Below are 17,077 nucleotides of genomic sequence, written 5' to 3'. Positions count from 1 at the left end.
ACTATTTAGATAGTGTTAACATTCTTTGAATCGGAAGTAATGCTCTTTCTCTAATAACCGGATCAACTTCTATCGATGGGCTTTCTTTCTCCAGACAATTGTATAGCTTCTGTAGCGTATTGACTTTCATATAACCACACTCACTACATGCACAGGTATTATCTTCTTCTACAGGAGCAGGAATAAGAACTGCTTCCGGAACTTCTTCTTTCATTTTATGCAAAATCCCAACTTCAGTCGCTACAATAAATGTACTATCAGGATGATCTTTTACATACTGAATCATTCCTGCGGTAGAACCAATATACCTTGCTGTTTTCAGTATATGTTCTTCAGACTCAGGATGCGCTATAATAACTGCACCCGGATGTTTTTTGTACAGATCCAATAACTTATCGATACAAAAAGCTTCATGTACAATGCAGCTCCCATCCCATAATACCATGTCTCTTCCTGTTTCCTTTATAATGTATTTTCCTAAGTTCTTATCGGGTGCAAAAAGAATCGGTTGATTTTCAGGAATCGAATTAACTATTTTCAGTGCATTGGATGAAGTACACACAATATCCGTCATTGCTTTAATTTCTGCACTGCAATTTACATAGGTAATTACAGTATGATCCGGATGTGCCTCTTTTAGTTTCCTAAAAGCATCAGGAGGACATGAGTCTGCCAGAGAACAACCCGCTGTCATATCTGGCAATACCACCTTTTTTTCTGGATTTAATATTTTTGCAGTCTCTGCCATAAAATGTACCCCGGCAAAAACAATAATATCAGCTTTTGTTGCTGCCGCTTTTTGAGATAATCCCAGACTATCTCCTACATAATCTGCTATTTCCTGAATAGCTTCATCCTGATAATAATGCGCTAAAATAACTGCATTCTTTTGTTTTTTTAATCGCGCTATCTTTTCTTTAATCCCCACGTTATAAACCAATCTTTTGTTTTATAAAAACAAAATTATAAGAAGCAATTTCCTTTACATATGATTTAAATCATAGTATTCAAAAGAATTTATATCTGATCTTTACTACATTTTTCTTTTTCATACAAACATGACTTTTGTCATTTATTACCTTTATTGTCAAACCTACTTTTACCGGCTGTATAAATCAACTTATGGTAAACGAGCAACTCATCAATCCGGCAAGCATTGTTATTGTTGGTGGATCTAACGATATTAAAAAACCAGGAGGTAAAATTGTAAAAAACTGTATTGATGGTGGATATCAGGGGACACTATCTATTGTCAATCCTAAAGAAAACAAGGTACAGGGAATACCTTCATATCAAAATATAAAAGATATTCCTGACACAGAGTTAGCTATATTGGCAATTCCTGCAAAATACTGTCTGAGCAGTGTACAAATGCTCCTCGAAGAAAAAAACACAAAAGCATTTATCATCATATCTGCTGGTTTTTCGGAAGCTGATGAAGAGGGGGCTGTCTTAGAACAGAAAATTAGTACCTTAATTCACAAGCATAATGCCTGCCTTATAGGACCTAATTGTATTGGTGTTTCCAATAACCATTACAAAGGTGTGTTCACTACTCCCATTCCTCCTTTTGACGCGGGTGGCTGTGACCTTATTTCCAGTTCTGGAGCCACAGCGGTATTTATTATGGAAGCTGGAATTCCCCTTGGGGTAAAATTTGCTTCTATGTATTCTATTGGCAATGGAGCGCAAATCGGAGCAGAAGAAATACTAGAATATATGGATATGCACTATGTACATACTGTATCTCCTCCTGTAAAGCTTCTCTACCTGGAAACGATTAAAAATCCTGGAAAATTTTTGAAACACGCTTCTTCTTTAATCAATAAAGGAGCCAAAATAGCGGCAATCAAGGCAGGAAGCACATCTGAAGGAAGCAGAGCGGCAACATCTCATACAGGAGCAATTGCCAGTTCTGATATGACGATTAGAGCCTTGTTTAAAAAAGCAGGAATTGTATATTGTAGCAGTAGAGAAGAATTGATAAGTGTTGCCTCTATTTTTAATTATAAAGAGCTAAAAGGAAAAAATATAGCGATTATAACGCATGCAGGTGGCTCTGCAGTGATGCTCACCGATGTACTCTCCAAAGGAGGGTTACAAATTCCACCGATTACAGGAGAAGAGGCAACAGCATTGCAGCATTTTTTGCATCCAGGGTCTTCTGTTAATAATCCCATTGATTTTTTAGCAACAGGTACGGCAGAACAACTCGGAATTATTATTGATTATTGTGAGCATAAATTTGACCATATCGACGCTATGGTTGTCGTTTTTGGCAGTCCTGGCTTATTTGATGTGGAAAACGTATACAATGTATTAAGTGTAAAACTTGACATCTGTAAGAAGCCTATTTTCCCTGTGCTTCCTTCTATTGTCAATGCTCAAAAAGAAATCCAAACCTTTTTAGCCAAAGGAAATATCAATTTCCCGGATGAAGTCGTTCTCGGAAAAGCATTAGCACAAGTATACAAAACTCCAGCCCCTACTCCTTCTGAAGTCACATTACCCGAAATAGACAAAGAAACGATTCGACATCTCATTGATGCTTCTGATGACGGTTACCTCTCTCCGGAAAGAACCATTTCCCTAATTGATGCAACAGGAATTCCACGAGTTCCTGAAATTATAGATGCATCCAAAAAAGAGTTTCTAAAAAAAAGTAAGGAAATTGGATTTCCTATGGTAATGAAAGTAGTAGGACCAATCCATAAATCTGATCATCAAGGCGTGCTTCTTAATATCAATACCGCAACAGAAGCGGAGACTGCCTTCGATCAATTAATGTCAATTAAAGGAGCAATCGCTGTGATGGCACAACCTATGATCTCAGGAATAGAACTTTTTGTGGGGGTTAAAAAAGAAACAGGATTTACTCATACAATCTTATGTGGTCTGGGAGGAATCTTTATCGAAATCCTAAACGATGTAGCCGCCGGACTTAGTCCAATCTCTAAGACAGAAGCTTCTCGTATGATTCAATCACTCAAAGGATATAAAATACTACAAGGAACCCGAGGAAAAAAAGGAATCAACGAAACCTACTTTATAGATATCATCCAACGTATTTCAGCATTAGTATCAATAGCTCCCGAGATTTCAGAAATGGATATCAATCCGTTAATAGGGAATTCTAAAGGAATTACAGCTGTTGATGTTCGCATTAAAATTTGCAAAACAATAGATGAACCATCATCCCTTATTATAACATAAATTCCCTTTCTTCAAAAAACTAAAAGATTTTAAACAAACGTATCATGACATCATCTGGTAAAATAGAACTAATGGCACCTGCCGGTAATTTTGAATCATTGCAAGCAGCTATTGATAACGGGGCTGATTCCATATACTTTGGAGTTGAACAATTAAATATGCGAGCTCGTGCCAGTATCAACTTTACAATAGACGACTTAGAAGAAATCACCCGAAGATGCTATAGTAAAAACATCCGAACATACCTTACCCTTAATACGATTATATACGATCATGATTTGTCTATTATAAAAACAGTACTCAATGCTGCAAAAGTAGCTGGAGTGACAGCAGTAATTGCAATGGATCAAGCAGTTATTTCCTATGCCAGACAGATTGACATGGAAGTCCATATTTCTACTCAAATTAATATAACCAATATTGAGACCGTCCGGTTTTATGCCATGTTTGCCGATACTATGGTTTTAAGCCGGGAATTAAGCCTGCGACAAGTTCGAAAAATAGTTTCTCTGATAGAAAAAGAACAAATCACCGGACCTTCGGGCAACCTGATAGAAATCGAAATATTTGGTCATGGTGCATTATGTATGGCCGTCTCCGGAAAATGTTATCTCAGTCTTCATTCACACAACGCTTCTGCCAACAGAGGTGCCTGTAAGCAAAACTGCAGAAAAAAATATACGGTGATTGATCAGGATAGCGGATTAGAAATAGAATTGGATAATGAATACATGATGTCTCCAAAAGACCTATGCACTATCGATTTTCTGGATCAGGTTATTGATACTGGAATTAAAGTCTTAAAAATTGAAGGAAGAGGACGGGCTCCCGAATATGTTGCTCAGGTAATCGCTACCTATAGAGAAGCTATTGATGCATATTATGAAGGGCATTTTACAAAAGCAAAAGTTTCCATATGGATGGATAGCTTACGTAAAGTGTACAACAGAGGATTCTGGAGCGGATATTACTTAGGTCAAAAACTAGGAGAATGGAGTAATATAGACGGTTCTAAAGCTACTCAAAAGAAAGTCTATATTGGAAAAGGTCAGCATTATTTTCCTAAAAATAAAATTGGAGAATTCAAGATAGAAGCCTACGATCTTACCATAGGAGATACGCTCCTCATCACTGGTCCTACTACAGGAGTTAAAGAGTTTACACTTACAGAAATGCTCGTTAATGATGAACCTCATCAAACAGCAAAAAAAGGAGATTCTTGTACCATTCCTTTGGATTTTAGAATCCGACTTTCAGATAAATTATACAAAATCGTTAAAAACAAATAATGGTAGTAGTCACACTACAAAGAAAAAAATGTATCGGGTGTAATTATTGTGTAGAATTCGCCCCGGAACAATTCCAAATGTCTAAGAAAGACGGGAAATCTGTATTGCTAAAATCAGTAGAAAAAAAAGGGTTCTACACAATAAAATCAGAAGATAATGAAATCTATGAAGGTTGTGATCTTGCAGCAAAAGCATGTCCTGTAAAGATTATATCAACAAAAATAGTGTAGCCGATAGTAAAGCGCTCCCCCTTAACGCTGCGCTGCTCTCAGGACGAAAAGATAAGTTTAGAAAAGTATCGCTATTTCTCACTATTCTATATATGTTGAAATATCATCAGCTATGTTTTCTACCGCTGTGAATTCGTCTTCCTCTTCTATAAAATTAATGACTTTGGCTAATAAATGTAAATACCCTAATACATACGCCCTCTTTTGGGCATCATCACTAATATACTTTTTTCCGTCAACAACTATAAAAGAAATCAATTTCCGTATAATTTCTTTTAAATCAGTAATTTCTAATTCATCATTTTTCATCACATCTTATTTTATACCTTTTGCTATGAAATAATGAATGTACCAAATTAGGATTCTAACCGGCAAAATAACCGCTATACAAAACACATATTCCTCGATTAATGACACTTTTTGTCGATTTAAAACAAAAAGCGCCCATCTATTATTTATTTCTAACTAAAATTGTTAATTTTAATAAATTAAAATCTGCTTACTCCTTCCTTCTTTCCTTTAAAAACCACCTAATCTAGTATATACCGATAGGTATTTACACTTTTTTTTAGTATCTTTAAGAGACTTCTTTCCTTTAAAATACTTGATTATGACAACTCCTCTTTTTCAAAAATTACAGCTACCAAAAAACTTTGATGAAATTTTAATTCTGAATGAACCTGAAGGGTTTAATCAGGAATTAGAGAAATTACAAAACATTACTATAAAAGAATCCTTAATCCAGGTTTCTGAAGTAGATTTTGCGTTGGTTTTTGTTACTCATAAGCAACAAATAGAGAACCGAATAGAGACTATTTACCCGAAATTAGTAGGTGACGCCATTTTGTGGTTTGCTTATCCCAAAAAATATTCGACAAAAGGACCTTATCAAGTTTCCAAAGAAACCGGATGGGGCGTGCTAGGCGATTATAATTTGCGTCCGGTGGATCACCTATCCATCAATAATACCTGGATGGGAATGCGATTTAGAAAAGTCGGATTTATGAAGCAGAATAACATTGTAAGAACACACTAATTCCTGCACAAATAATCAGTTCTCTCAATCTTCTTTCTAATGCTATAGTAACTTAATCCGTATTGAGCAACGGATACACTTTTCTGTATATCTATACGAAATAGCAAATCAAACAATCAGATATTCTATACAATTCTCCTTAAGGCTTCTACCCTTCTATGATCGAGGAAATTATATCGTCTCAAAAACGAACTGATCCTATTTTATTGCGGGATTATATTTTCAAAATGTAAAATAACAATTCAAAATAATTAATTTTGAAATTCTTTAAACAGGAAATATTTTGTTTCCATCGTATAGAGAAATGATATGTATAACTGTACAGGAATAAATACATGAAAAAATCACGACCTATTATGTTTGTGGGTACAGGCTCTGATGTGGGTAAAAGTATATTAGTTACCGGAATATGCAGAGTTCTAAAAAACAGAGGATATACTCCTGCCCCTTTCAAAGCTCAAAACATGTCTTTGAATAGCTATGCTACTCCCGAAGGACTGGAAATAGGACGTGCTCAGGCTGTACAGGCAGAAGCTTGTGGTATCCCTTGCTCTACTAATATGAATCCCGTATTACTAAAACCATCTGGTTCTAATACCTCACAGGTAGTACTGCATGGAAAACCAATCGGAGATCAGACCATTAAAGAGTATTTTTTAGGCAATAACAAAGAACAATTATTCTCAGAAGCTACGACAGCTTTTCTATCCTTAGCAAAAATGTACTCTCCTATTGTATTAGAAGGGGCTGGAAGCATTAGTGAATTAAACCTAAAAAACAGGGATATTGTGAATATGAGGATGGCCAAAGCGGCTAATGCCAATGTATATCTGGTTGCTGATATTGACAAAGGAGGTGTTTTTGCCAGTGTATATGGTAGTATTGCTTTATTAGAACCCTGGGAAAAAGAATTGGTTAAAGGTATTGTAATCAATAAATTCAGAGGAGATATTTCACTCTTCGAAGAAGGGAAACAAATACTTCAAAAACTAACAGGAATCCCCGTTATCGGAATCGTTCCCTATGCCAGTGATATCTATATAGAAGAGGAGGACTCTGTAGGGTTACTTCAAAAAAATACCACGGCAAAAGACGGAACCATTAATATAGCGGTTGTGCTGCTTCCTTATCTTTCTAATTATACAGATTTTAATGTATTGGAGAAAGATCCCAGAACACATTTGTATTATACAGACTCCCCTGAAGGGATTAAAAATGCAGATATTATCATTATTCCTGGTAGTAAGAACACGATCAGAGATTTACAATTTATGCGAGACAAAACACTGGCTAAAGAAATTCTTTTCGCACATGAAAACGGGAAAAAAATTATTGGGATTTGTGGAGGATATCAGATGCTTGGGACAGTAATTACAGATCCGTACCATGTAGAGAGTAGCATCAAAACAATACCCGGTCTCGGAATACTTCCTATCCAAACAGTGCTGACCAGAGAAAAAGTAACGACCCAATGTGAGTTTACATTCAAACAATATAAAGAAGCCTGTAAAGGATATGAAATTCATATGGGAAATACGACTACAGATAAAGGTATTCCTTTTCTAAACCAACTCAACCAAACCCATGAAGGAGTGATTCTAGATAATTGCTGGGGGACATACATTCATGGAATTTTGGACAACCAAATTGTGATCGATGATCTACTACAGGATTTTTCTCAAGAAAAAGTAGCATTTGATTATGAAGAATACAAGCAGGAAAATTATGATAAATTAGCTGATTTACTAGAGAAAACAATGGATATTGATCGTATTATAAAAGAAATGCAAGTAGAGATATGATTTATGGGCACGGGGACGACCGATATCGTTACAATATAAATTTTAAAGCAAACTTTAGTTCTAATGTATGGCATGCTGGAACCTCCAAAGCTTTATTAACTTATCTCTCGCTTCAACTTCCGTCTATAGGAAACTATCCTTCTCCAGGAGCAGATGAGTTAGCAACTATAATCGCAAAGCACCATGAGGTTACTTCTGACCAGGTACTCATTACTAATGGAGCAACAGAAGCATTTTACCTGATAGCTAATGCCTTTTCCGGAATGCATGCTGCAATACTATCCCCTACTTTTTCTGAGTATGAGGATGCATGCCAGGCGAATAAAGTAACTGTACGCCATTATCTAAGATCTGCTATTCTTCAGGAAAGTTTCAATGAAGAAATTGCTTTCATCTGCAATCCTAATAATCCAGACGGATATAGCAATACTCCGGCAGAAATTGCAACCCTTCTCGAAAAATACCCTGCCACTACTTTCGTCATTGACGAAGCCTATATCGATTTTTCACTATCTATACAATCATGTATATCGCTAATAGAAAAATATGATAATCTGATTATTGTACGCTCCTTGACCAAGGTATTCTCTATCCCAGGAATCCGATTAGGGTATTTACTTAGTTCCTCTTCTTTAAAAAACAAGATAGAACAAGTTAAAATGCCATGGAGTGTCAATACTATTGCAATTGAAGCAGGAAAGTACATCTATGCAAATTACAATACTTTGTACCCTCCCATATCTGATGTACTAGATAACTGTCTTGATTTACAAAGACAAATACAGCAACTCAATGGTTTCTCTGTACACCCTTCTTCAACTAATTATTTTTTAGTAAAGATGAATACCCCGCAGGTAAAAGCGCTAAAGGAATATTTAATTTTTAAGCATCAGATTCTTATACGAGATGCCTCTAATTTTAAAGGATTGGATGCTCACTATTTTAGAGTTGCCAGTCAGGATACCTCCAAAAATCAACTACTCATTAACGCATTACGACAGTGGATAAGTTATACCTCATAATTCCCTTGATAGCCGGATACCTCTTAGATTTATTATTAGGAGATCCCAGATGGCTTCCTCACCCCATTCGTACCTTTGGAACCTTGATCTATAAAGCAGAACGTAACCTGAATACCGCTCCGGCACGTTTTTTCAAAGGAATGTTCCTTACCATAACCTTATCAACTGGAGTATTTGCTTTCTTTTTCTTTACAGCATCTTTTTTGAGTACTTATCCGATACTACAGTATCCATTTATTGCGGTTTTTGTTTTCTACAGTATTGCCAATATGAGCTTGATTCAGGAAGGAAAGGCTGTTTTCAGAGCACTGGCTTCTAGTCTGGAAGAAGGACGAAAACGACTCTCATGGATTGTTGGTCGACAAACCGATAAACTTTCTCCACAAGAAATAAAAACTGCCGTTTTTGAGACTTTGTCCGAAAACCTAAGTGATGGAGTTATTGCCCCTTTATTTTACTATGCTATTTTGGGAATCCCCGGGGCCATGACTTATAAAATGATCAATACACTGGACTCCATGATTGGTTATAAAAATGAACGTTATTTTTTGTTTGGAAAATTTGCAGCCTATACAGATGATGTCGTTAATTATATCCCCGCTAGGATAACAGCTTTTTTAATTCTTCTGGTGTCGTTTAAACTACATAAACTTCCATTTGTAATTACCTATGGGAAACAACATTCCAGTCCGAATGCAGGGTACCCTGAAGCAGCACTTGCAGCCGTATTAGATTGCCGTTTTGGTGGACCAAATTATTATCACGGACAATTAGTAGAGAAACCCTATATCGGCACTAATCCTAGAGATATTAAAGATTATGAAATAAAAAAGGTAGCGGCCATAAATCAAAAAGTAACCCTTACTTTTGTCGTTTTAATTTGTAGTTTACATTATTTCCTATAACCTAGTGAGTAAAAGGTATATTATAACAGGAGCTCCCGGTACCGGTAAAAGCAGTTTACTTCTTCAATTACAGAAAGAAGGAATTCATTGCTTTTCTGAATTATCCCGGAAAGTGATACAGCATCAACAAAAACTAAAAGGAAATAAAACTCCCTGGGGAGATATTCTCGGTTTTGCAGAATTGATCTATCAAAAAACGATAGAAGAATTAAAATCCCCTGTTAATGAAATATCTTTTGTAGACAGAGGGCTCGCAGATATGACCGCCTATCTGACATCGCAATCTTATTTCATCCCGGGATATCTACAACATTTTCCTTATAAGAAATATTATAAAAACACGGTATTTCTACTTCCTCCTTGGAAAGAAATTTATGTAAATGATCCGCAACGTCCGCAAACTTTCAAGGAAGCAATGCAAATACATGAGCATCTTATAAAAACTTATAAAAACCTGTCTTTCAACATAGAAACACTTCCTAAAACTACATTAACAAAAAGAAAAGAGATTATCCTCTCACTCATATAAACAAAACGAGTATATTCGCAGCCGATTTATGGTTTTTTACACATAAAGTGAAAAATATTTCGCTTTAGTAAAAATTAAAAGGGAATTTGGTGCAAATCCAAAACTGTTCCCGCAACTGTAATACATGCTAAAAATTACTATCGATATAACCACTGTATTTAAATATGGGAAGGTGATAGCTAAAGTGTAAAGTCAGGAGACCTGCCATATCTCATCATAACAGTATTAACTCTCGGGTAAAGGGTTAGATATAACAAAGCTCCTATGAATAGAGAAATAGGTAGTCTTATTATTTCTACAACTTTTCCCACCTAACTTTAATTTTTAATAATGAAAAAAATTATGTTATGTGGTGCATTGATCTTGTTACACCTCATTGGCTATGCTCAACAAAATGCAACACTAAAAGGAATAATTACCGATGTGGATTCGTCTAAAGGAATCCCTAATGTTTCTATCAGTATTTTAAATGCTCAAAAAGGTACTGCTACAAATCAACAAGGTTATTATTCGATCACCGTTCCTACGGGAGAAATCTCATTAGTAATTACAGCTATTGGCTATGAGGATAAAACACTACAAACAAATATTTCATCTGCTTCAAAAACACTTAATATCAGTTTACAAAAAAGTGTAACCTCTCTATCTCAGGTAGTAATTGGTCATTCAACAAACCGACACAATCGCCCTAAAGTCGGAAAATTAAATATTGAAAACTTAGACAACCCTATCGTAATTAATACCCTCTCTCCTAAAGTAATGGAACAACGTAATGTTACCGATTTAGGAGATGCTGTCAAAAGTGTGACAGGAGTTAGACCAATCAACCGGTACGGAGGATTTCAAACTTTTAGAATAAGAGGGTTTAACAACTTTGTTTTATTAATTGACGGAGTACGGGATGAACGTCATAACCTATCTACCAGTGCCCCTTCTACCAATTTGGCAAATGTAGATTATATAGAAGTACTAAAAGGACCCGCAGGAGTCTTATACGGACACTCTGCTCTAGGAGGAATCATTAATCTGGTACGAAAAAGACCTACGGATCAACAAACCGGAAATGTTACAGCTACATACGGAAGTTTTGATACCTATAACGCTTCTTTTGGTATTGGAGGTCCGATTAGTAAAACATTAAAGTACAGAGCTGATTTTGGAATTACCCGAACAAATGGCTGGAGAGATTATGGAGTAGAAACCAATAACGGAGCTCTTATGCTAGAGTTCACTCCTACTCAAAAAGATGCTTTTGAATTTTATATTCAGGCAAATAATGATGTTTATGACACCGATACGGGAATTCCTGTCGATAAAGACGGATCTCTTATAAAAGGAATGGATCCTGAAACCCGATACAATGATCCCCAGGATTATCTGAGGCACAAGCGTTTTGATTATCAATTAAAATACACACACACTTTTTCAGATGATCTAAAGCTTTCGAATCACCTCTCTTATTCTGACGATGATATTGATTATCTTTCGACAGAATTTTTAGAAGTAAACGAGACCAAAGACTCTATCACCAGAGCATTTCCTTTCTATTTTAATCATACGACCAAAACACTACAAAATCAACTAGACCTTTCATATATATTCAAAACAGGAAAAATATCTCATACCTCAGTTGCTGGGTATAGCCTTAGTTATCTGGATCGAAAAACATTTAGAGGTGAGGTTATCGGAGAAGGAACTTTTAGCACGATTGCAGTTCAAAACCCTATATTAAACCAGGGACATATTGAAGCTGTAGACAAAAGAGTAGATGTCAAAGAAGAATTTGTCAATTCTTTCTTTATTCAGGATTTAATCCACCTACTTCCCAAGGTAAAAGTAATGATCGGTATGAGGTATGACATTTTTAATGGTACCTACTACCGAGATGAAATCGATAATAACAGAAACGTTTTGGAATACGGTGAAAAAACAAAAATTCCTTCGACTGCTTTTACACTTCGTTCCGGATTAGTTTATCAGCCAACCAAACATATTAGTATATTCTCTTCTTATTCTGATTATTTTAAGCCAACCCGAAGAATCGCTCCTAATGGACAAGTTTTTGATCCTGAAACCGGATATCAGACAGAAGCCGGAATTAAATATCAAAACAAAGTACTTGCTGCCACTTTCTCTGCCTTTTACATGCTAAAAAACAATATTGTAGAAAAAACAAGTGTTGAAGATTACAGACAGATTGGTGAAGCGGACTCTAAAGGGATAGAATTCGATATTCAAGCTCATCCTATTAATGGATTATTTATTAAAGCGGGATATGCATTTGCTGATGCGTCTATCAGTGATTATAATAGAGAATTGCAAACCACCCCAGAGGGAAATCAACTTCCTTTTGCTCCAAAACATCTCGCCAATGCCTGGGTAAGTTATAAATTGCCTACTACAAAATTCAAAGGATTGGGAATTGGATTCGGGATGAACCATACTTCTGCTAATTACACCAATTCAGATAACACCTATGAATTACCCGCATATACTACATTAGACGGGACTCTTTTTTATGAAATAAAGAATGCACGAATCGCTTTTAATCTCAATAATATCACAGATGAATTATATTTTACAGATGCTATATATGCCAATCAATACTTTGTGGGGCAGGAACGCAACTATAAGATAAGTTTATCGTATTCTTTTTAGAATAAATAACATCAAAGACCAGTATATCGCAATAATACTGGTCTTTGTATTTTAAGGAAGAGCATAACTTTCTCTTCATAAACAAACTCCTATGTAATGAAAAAACTGATCATCAATATACACCACTGGTTAGGTTCTTTTTTTTGTGTTTTATTTCTTTGCTGGTTTTTATCAGGCTTTGTTATGATGTATCAAAGCTTTCCTAAACTATCAGGAAAAGAACGGATTTCCTTACAAGAGAAAGGAATTACAGGAACACTACTATCTCCGTTTCATATTTTTCAAAAAGACAGTGTACAGGAAATCACTTCACTGCGATTACAGCAACAATTACATCGTCCGGTTTTTCACCTAAAAACAACAACCGGAAAAACAATTTCCAGATATGCGGACACTGGAGCCCTCCTAGACATCTCATCTAAAAGGGCGTTAGATATAGCAACAGCTGCCACACAAATAATTGCTGTATCTGAAATTACTTCCTTGACAAAACTGGATCAATGGATTCCAAGGACTCATTTCCTGTCACATCTGCCTATTTATAAAATTACCTTTGAAGATCCTTCAAAAACGCATGTGTATGTATCTTCTCTAACGGGTGAATTACTACAAAAAACAACTCAGAAAGAACGTTTTTGGACGTGGTTAGGAGCCATCCCTCATTGGATTTATTTCAGAGATCTAAGAGTGCACAATACCTTATGGTATCAATTGGTAACCTGGTTAGCTTTTTTTGGACTTATCATGACCATTTCCGGGATGTATACCGGAATTATCCGATACAAAAAAAAGCCTAAAAAACGATTCCAACGTTTCAAAAACAAATGGTATAACCTACATTATTATTTCGGGCTTATTTTTGGAGTGTTTGTTTGTACATGGACATTTAGCGGAATGATGAGCATGACTCCCTTAAATTGGACTCCCAGTACCTCTCTTTCTAAAACAGAGCAACAATTATGGAAAAAACACCCATTCGTACTAACAGACTTTGAAGATATCACTTGGCAACTTTTTGGTCAATCCTCCAAAGTAAATACCGCTAGAGAAATTGTATTTTCTAAATTTCAGGGGGACATACTAACTCATTTTATTACAGCTTCCAATACACATACATCTTTCTTGAATACTACTGATTTCTCGTATACCAAAGAGAATTTTGCTGCTATTATTCAACTCTTTTCTCTAAAAAATAAAATTGAGGATATTTCTTTGTTAACCGAATATGATGCTTACTATTATAGCAGGCACAATACGAGGAAACTTCCTGTTTTGAGAATCAACACCGAGCAAGATATTACATATTATATAGATCCTGACACTGCCAGTTTCTTATTTAAATCATCTACTAAAAACAAAATAGAACGCTGGTTGTACCATGGATTGCACAGTCTGGATTTTTCTTTTTTAGCATGGAACCGCCCATTATGGGATATAACCCTAATCTTTTTATTACTAGGAGGAACAATAATCAGTGGTACAGGAGTTGTTCTGGGATGGAAGTTTTATAAAAGAAAGCTCAAAAAGCGCCGAAAAAAAAGGAAAAAATAAAATCGCTTATATTTGCGCTGATTTTGTGGTTCTTATTCTACTAAGATGAAAAGGGAATTTGGTGTGATTCCAAAACTGTTCCCGCAACTGTGAAGCTCAGATCAATGTATATATCCATAAACCACTGTATACAATTCTATGATATGGGAAGGTATTATATGCATAGCTAAGTCAGGAGACCTGCCACCAAAATTATGATACCAAATGAATTTGGTACTATTTAATAACTCTCGGGTAAAGGGTTAGACATAGGAGACGTATGGTAGTATACATACTATCTTTTTATTTCTATAACTTTTTCCCACCTAACACTAATTTTTATATGAAAAAACTAATGTTATGTGGTATGAAATTCTGCTATAACTTCAATCGGTCAATACATTTCATATCCTCTTCTGAAAGTCGTACTAGAGCATCTATAAAAGCATGCTTTTCTGCTTTTATTTTTATCCATTTTCTATTTATTAACTCTTAATCATCATGGGAAAAAACTTAACAAACGTAAAAACTACTTTTCAGTTTTGTGACGGAGGATCTTGCCAGCGTGCCAATAGCGAAATTGCAATACGAGAAGCAAGAGCATACTTGCGTAATGAAGGAGCATGGAATGATATACACACGATTAAAACCCGATGCAACGGACGATGTGAAAATGCTCCTACATGGATTGTACAACCTGGTAATTTCTGGTATAAAAACCTTAGTCCTGAAAAGGCAATCGATATCGTATCCTGCCATTTGAATAATACTCCGGAAAAAGTTGAAGAACATCTATTATACAAAGAAGGATGGGATACTATTAAAACAGATAAAGAACGTAAAGTTACCCTGACTTCATTTGCGCATAAGACAGATCCTCATTTAGGAGATGCTCTCATTGCCAAAGCATTTGCCTCTGACCAGCATTTATATCCATTATTTCAATATTTGTTTCAAAAAGATAAAAAAATCGCAATAAAACTCAATGATGGCATGTTTTTTGATATAAAAACTCCTCATGTAATATCATATCATGAAAAATACGATCTCTCTATAACAGGAGATCAAATCAATATAAAATTAGCAATTGCAGGTATCCCAAAAGATGCTGATGATAACCTTGTAGAAAGAAAAGTTACTTCGGCAGAAGTAATCTGGTTGAAAAAAACAGCTATCTTTACCAAAGCAATTAGGCTAAAAAATAAAAAAGGTAATCATCTGGTAACCTGCTGGATAAAAGAGGAAGATATTGCTTCATGGCATCATATCCTATCTATTTATCTGGGAATGAACCCAGAACATATAAGAATAAAAAATGAACCTTAAACAAATAAGTATTTTAGGTTGCGGATGGTTAGGACTTCCACTAGCTAAAGATTTTATAAAAGAAGGGATCTCTGTTAAGGGGTCCACTACTTCTCCTGATAAAATCGACATATTAACACAAAGTGGAATAACTCCTTACCTACTGACCTTAGGGGAAGCTTCCTCTGCAACTTATTTAGATTTTTTATCTGAAAGTGAACTACTTATTATCAATTTCCCACCCAGGAGAATTCCAAACATCACAGAAGTATACCAACAACAAATTCGAAGTATTTTACCTTATATTGGCAACAACCAAAAGGTGATTTTCATTAGTTCAACCTCTGTGTACGAAAACACAAATGACTGGGTTACGGAAATACGACATACACAACCGGAAAAAGAATCCGGAAAGGCAGTAGCTGCGGTAGAACAGATATTGCATACTCAACTTCAACATCATCTTACAATTATTCGATTATCTGGTTTAATAGGCTATGATCGTCTTCCGGGAAGGTTTCTTGCTAATAAAAAAGAAGTTCCCAATGGAGATGCTCCTATTAATGTGATACATCGAGATGATTGTTTAGGCATTATCAAATCTGTAATTAATACTAACAATTGGGGCGAAATATTTAACGGCTGTGCCGATAAACATCCGCTGCGCAAAGAATATTATACCTTGGCAGCAGAAAAAATAGGCTTAACTCCACCTACTTTTTCTAATCATAAAGACACTGCATACAAGCTAATATCCAATGCAAAAAGCAAGGAAGTACTCGCCTATGAATACCTTCACCCCGATCCTTTAAAACTACTATAATGTACCCCATAGCAATCGTAGGAGCCGGACCTGGAGATCCGGAGTTACTGACAGTAAAAGCACATCATCTAATTGAACAAGCAGATGTCATTCTTCATGACAACCTGATTTCCGATGCCATTATGACCATCAACAATTATTGCAAAAAAATATATGTTGGTCGAAAGTTCGGAGATAATACAGATCAAATAGAACGACAACTGATGATTAATAAATTACTTTGCAAGTTTCAGCAAGATGGAAAAAAGGTAGTTCGATTAAAATCAGGTGATCCATATATATATGGTCGGGCTGCCGAGGAAGCCCGTTATCTGACAGAACACAATATTCCTTTTGAAGTGGTTCCCGGAATAACCGCTTCCTTAGCTGCAGCAAGTATTTTCAATATTCCGATAACAGAAAGAAACAAATCAAATGCTAATCTGATTTGTACCGCTCATACTGCTGATTATTCTTTTGAGCAATTAAATGGCATTGCCCATATGCTCAAAGCAGGAAACACTATTTCTATCTACATGGGACTTAAAAGCCTTCATCGGATAGTTCCTAAATTAATGGAAGCCTGTAATGATGATACCATCCCAGTAAATGCTGTTTCTAATGCATCGAGATCCAATCAGCAAATCATAATAGGCACTCTTGGAACTATCGAGCAACTAATTGAAGAACAACAACCAGAGATGCCGGTAGTTCTTATCATAGGAGCAACATCTATTAATCATCTATAAAAATACC

General features: G+C 35.7%; 15 protein-coding genes and 2 riboswitches. Of the genes, 13 read left to right on the top strand and 2 right to left on the bottom strand.

The annotated features are described in order from the left end of the window. Position 1: 1 nt before the first annotated feature. Entirely contained in the window at positions 2-940 is a 939-nt protein-coding gene (nadA, locus tag ACFSTE_RS16415; RefSeq protein ID WP_378254428.1) for a quinolinate synthase NadA, read from the bottom strand. Between the two features lie 125 nt (positions 941-1,065). Between nadA and ACFSTE_RS16410 the strand changes: the two genes are divergently transcribed. From ACFSTE_RS16410 to ACFSTE_RS16400, 3 genes are read left to right on the top strand one after another with little or no spacing between them, the layout of a single operon-like run. Then, entirely contained in the window at positions 1,066-3,213 is a 2,148-nt protein-coding gene (locus ACFSTE_RS16410; RefSeq protein ID WP_378254426.1) for an acetate--CoA ligase family protein, read from the top strand. Positions 3,214-3,257: 44 nt separating this feature from the next. Next, positions 3,258-4,502 (top strand): peptidase U32 family protein, encoded by a 1,245-nt coding sequence (locus ACFSTE_RS16405; protein ID WP_378254425.1) that lies wholly within the window; start codon positions 3,258-3,260, stop codon positions 4,500-4,502. Beyond that, positions 4,502-4,732, top strand: coding sequence for a ferredoxin (locus tag ACFSTE_RS16400; RefSeq protein ID WP_176030570.1), 231 nt, complete (start codon positions 4,502-4,504; stop codon positions 4,730-4,732). Before ACFSTE_RS16405 ends, ACFSTE_RS16400 begins: the two co-directional genes overlap by 1 nt. A gap of 81 nt (positions 4,733-4,813) precedes the next feature. Here ACFSTE_RS16400 and ACFSTE_RS16395 read toward each other — a convergent pair whose 3' ends face one another. Further along, entirely contained in the window at positions 4,814-5,041 is a 228-nt protein-coding gene (locus tag ACFSTE_RS16395) for a hypothetical protein (protein ID WP_176030571.1), read from the bottom strand. Positions 5,042-5,342: 301 nt separating this feature from the next. On the opposite strand from ACFSTE_RS16395, the gene ACFSTE_RS16390 reads away from it, so the two are divergent. The 10 genes from ACFSTE_RS16390 (at position 5,343) to cobA (ending at position 17,070) form a co-directional block, all read left to right on the top strand. Next, positions 5,343-5,768 (top strand): hypothetical protein, encoded by a 426-nt coding sequence (locus ACFSTE_RS16390; protein ID WP_176030572.1) that lies wholly within the window; start codon positions 5,343-5,345, stop codon positions 5,766-5,768. Between the two features lie 335 nt (positions 5,769-6,103). Beyond that, on the top strand, positions 6,104-7,570 hold the full coding sequence (locus ACFSTE_RS16385) for a cobyric acid synthase (protein WP_378254422.1): 1,467 nt from the start codon (positions 6,104-6,106) through the stop codon (positions 7,568-7,570). Beyond that, positions 7,567-8,592, top strand: a complete 1,026-nt coding sequence (locus ACFSTE_RS16380; protein ID WP_378254420.1) for a pyridoxal phosphate-dependent aminotransferase — start codon at positions 7,567-7,569, stop codon at positions 8,590-8,592. The genes ACFSTE_RS16385 and ACFSTE_RS16380 overlap by 4 nt, the downstream gene beginning before the upstream one ends. After that, positions 8,571-9,497 carry an adenosylcobinamide-phosphate synthase CbiB gene (cbiB, locus tag ACFSTE_RS16375; RefSeq protein WP_378254418.1) on the top strand — a complete coding sequence of 309 codons (927 nt, stop codon included), beginning with the start codon at positions 8,571-8,573 and terminating at the stop codon, positions 9,495-9,497. Before ACFSTE_RS16380 ends, cbiB begins: the two co-directional genes overlap by 22 nt. 4 nt (positions 9,498-9,501) lie before the next feature. Beyond that, positions 9,502-10,026 carry an AAA family ATPase gene (locus ACFSTE_RS16370; RefSeq protein WP_378254416.1) on the top strand — a complete coding sequence of 175 codons (525 nt, stop codon included), beginning with the start codon at positions 9,502-9,504 and terminating at the stop codon, positions 10,024-10,026. A 12-nt stretch (positions 10,027-10,038) separates the two neighbouring features. Further along, a riboswitch (cobalamin riboswitch) is annotated at positions 10,039-10,249 on the top strand. A gap of 107 nt (positions 10,250-10,356) precedes the next feature. Next, a complete protein-coding gene (locus ACFSTE_RS16365) occupies positions 10,357-12,684 on the top strand; it encodes a TonB-dependent siderophore receptor (RefSeq protein ID WP_378254414.1) in 2,328 nt (775 codons plus the stop codon). 96 nt (positions 12,685-12,780) lie between these two features. Then, entirely contained in the window at positions 12,781-14,235 is a 1,455-nt protein-coding gene (locus ACFSTE_RS16360; protein ID WP_378254412.1) for a PepSY domain-containing protein, read from the top strand. Between the two features lie 9 nt (positions 14,236-14,244). Continuing rightward, positions 14,245-14,437, top strand: a riboswitch (cobalamin riboswitch). Between the two features lie 278 nt (positions 14,438-14,715). Next, positions 14,716-15,540 (top strand): (2Fe-2S) ferredoxin domain-containing protein, encoded by an 825-nt coding sequence (locus ACFSTE_RS16355; RefSeq protein ID WP_378254410.1) that lies wholly within the window; start codon positions 14,716-14,718, stop codon positions 15,538-15,540. Further along, positions 15,530-16,342, top strand: coding sequence for an SDR family oxidoreductase (locus tag ACFSTE_RS16350; RefSeq protein WP_176030580.1), 813 nt, complete (start codon positions 15,530-15,532; stop codon positions 16,340-16,342). Before ACFSTE_RS16355 ends, ACFSTE_RS16350 begins: the two co-directional genes overlap by 11 nt. Further along, positions 16,342-17,070 carry a uroporphyrinogen-III C-methyltransferase gene (gene cobA / locus ACFSTE_RS16345; RefSeq protein WP_176030581.1) on the top strand — a complete coding sequence of 243 codons (729 nt, stop codon included), beginning with the start codon at positions 16,342-16,344 and terminating at the stop codon, positions 17,068-17,070. Before ACFSTE_RS16350 ends, cobA begins: the two co-directional genes overlap by 1 nt. The last annotated feature ends 7 nt before the right edge of the window (positions 17,071-17,077 follow it).

This window comes from Aquimarina hainanensis, assembly GCF_042684685.1.
In the GTDB taxonomy this organism is placed as follows: Bacteria; Bacteroidota; Bacteroidia; order Flavobacteriales; family Flavobacteriaceae; genus Aquimarina; species Aquimarina hainanensis.
Note: the sequence above shows the minus strand (reverse complement) of the source record. Positions and strands in the feature narration are given on the sequence as shown.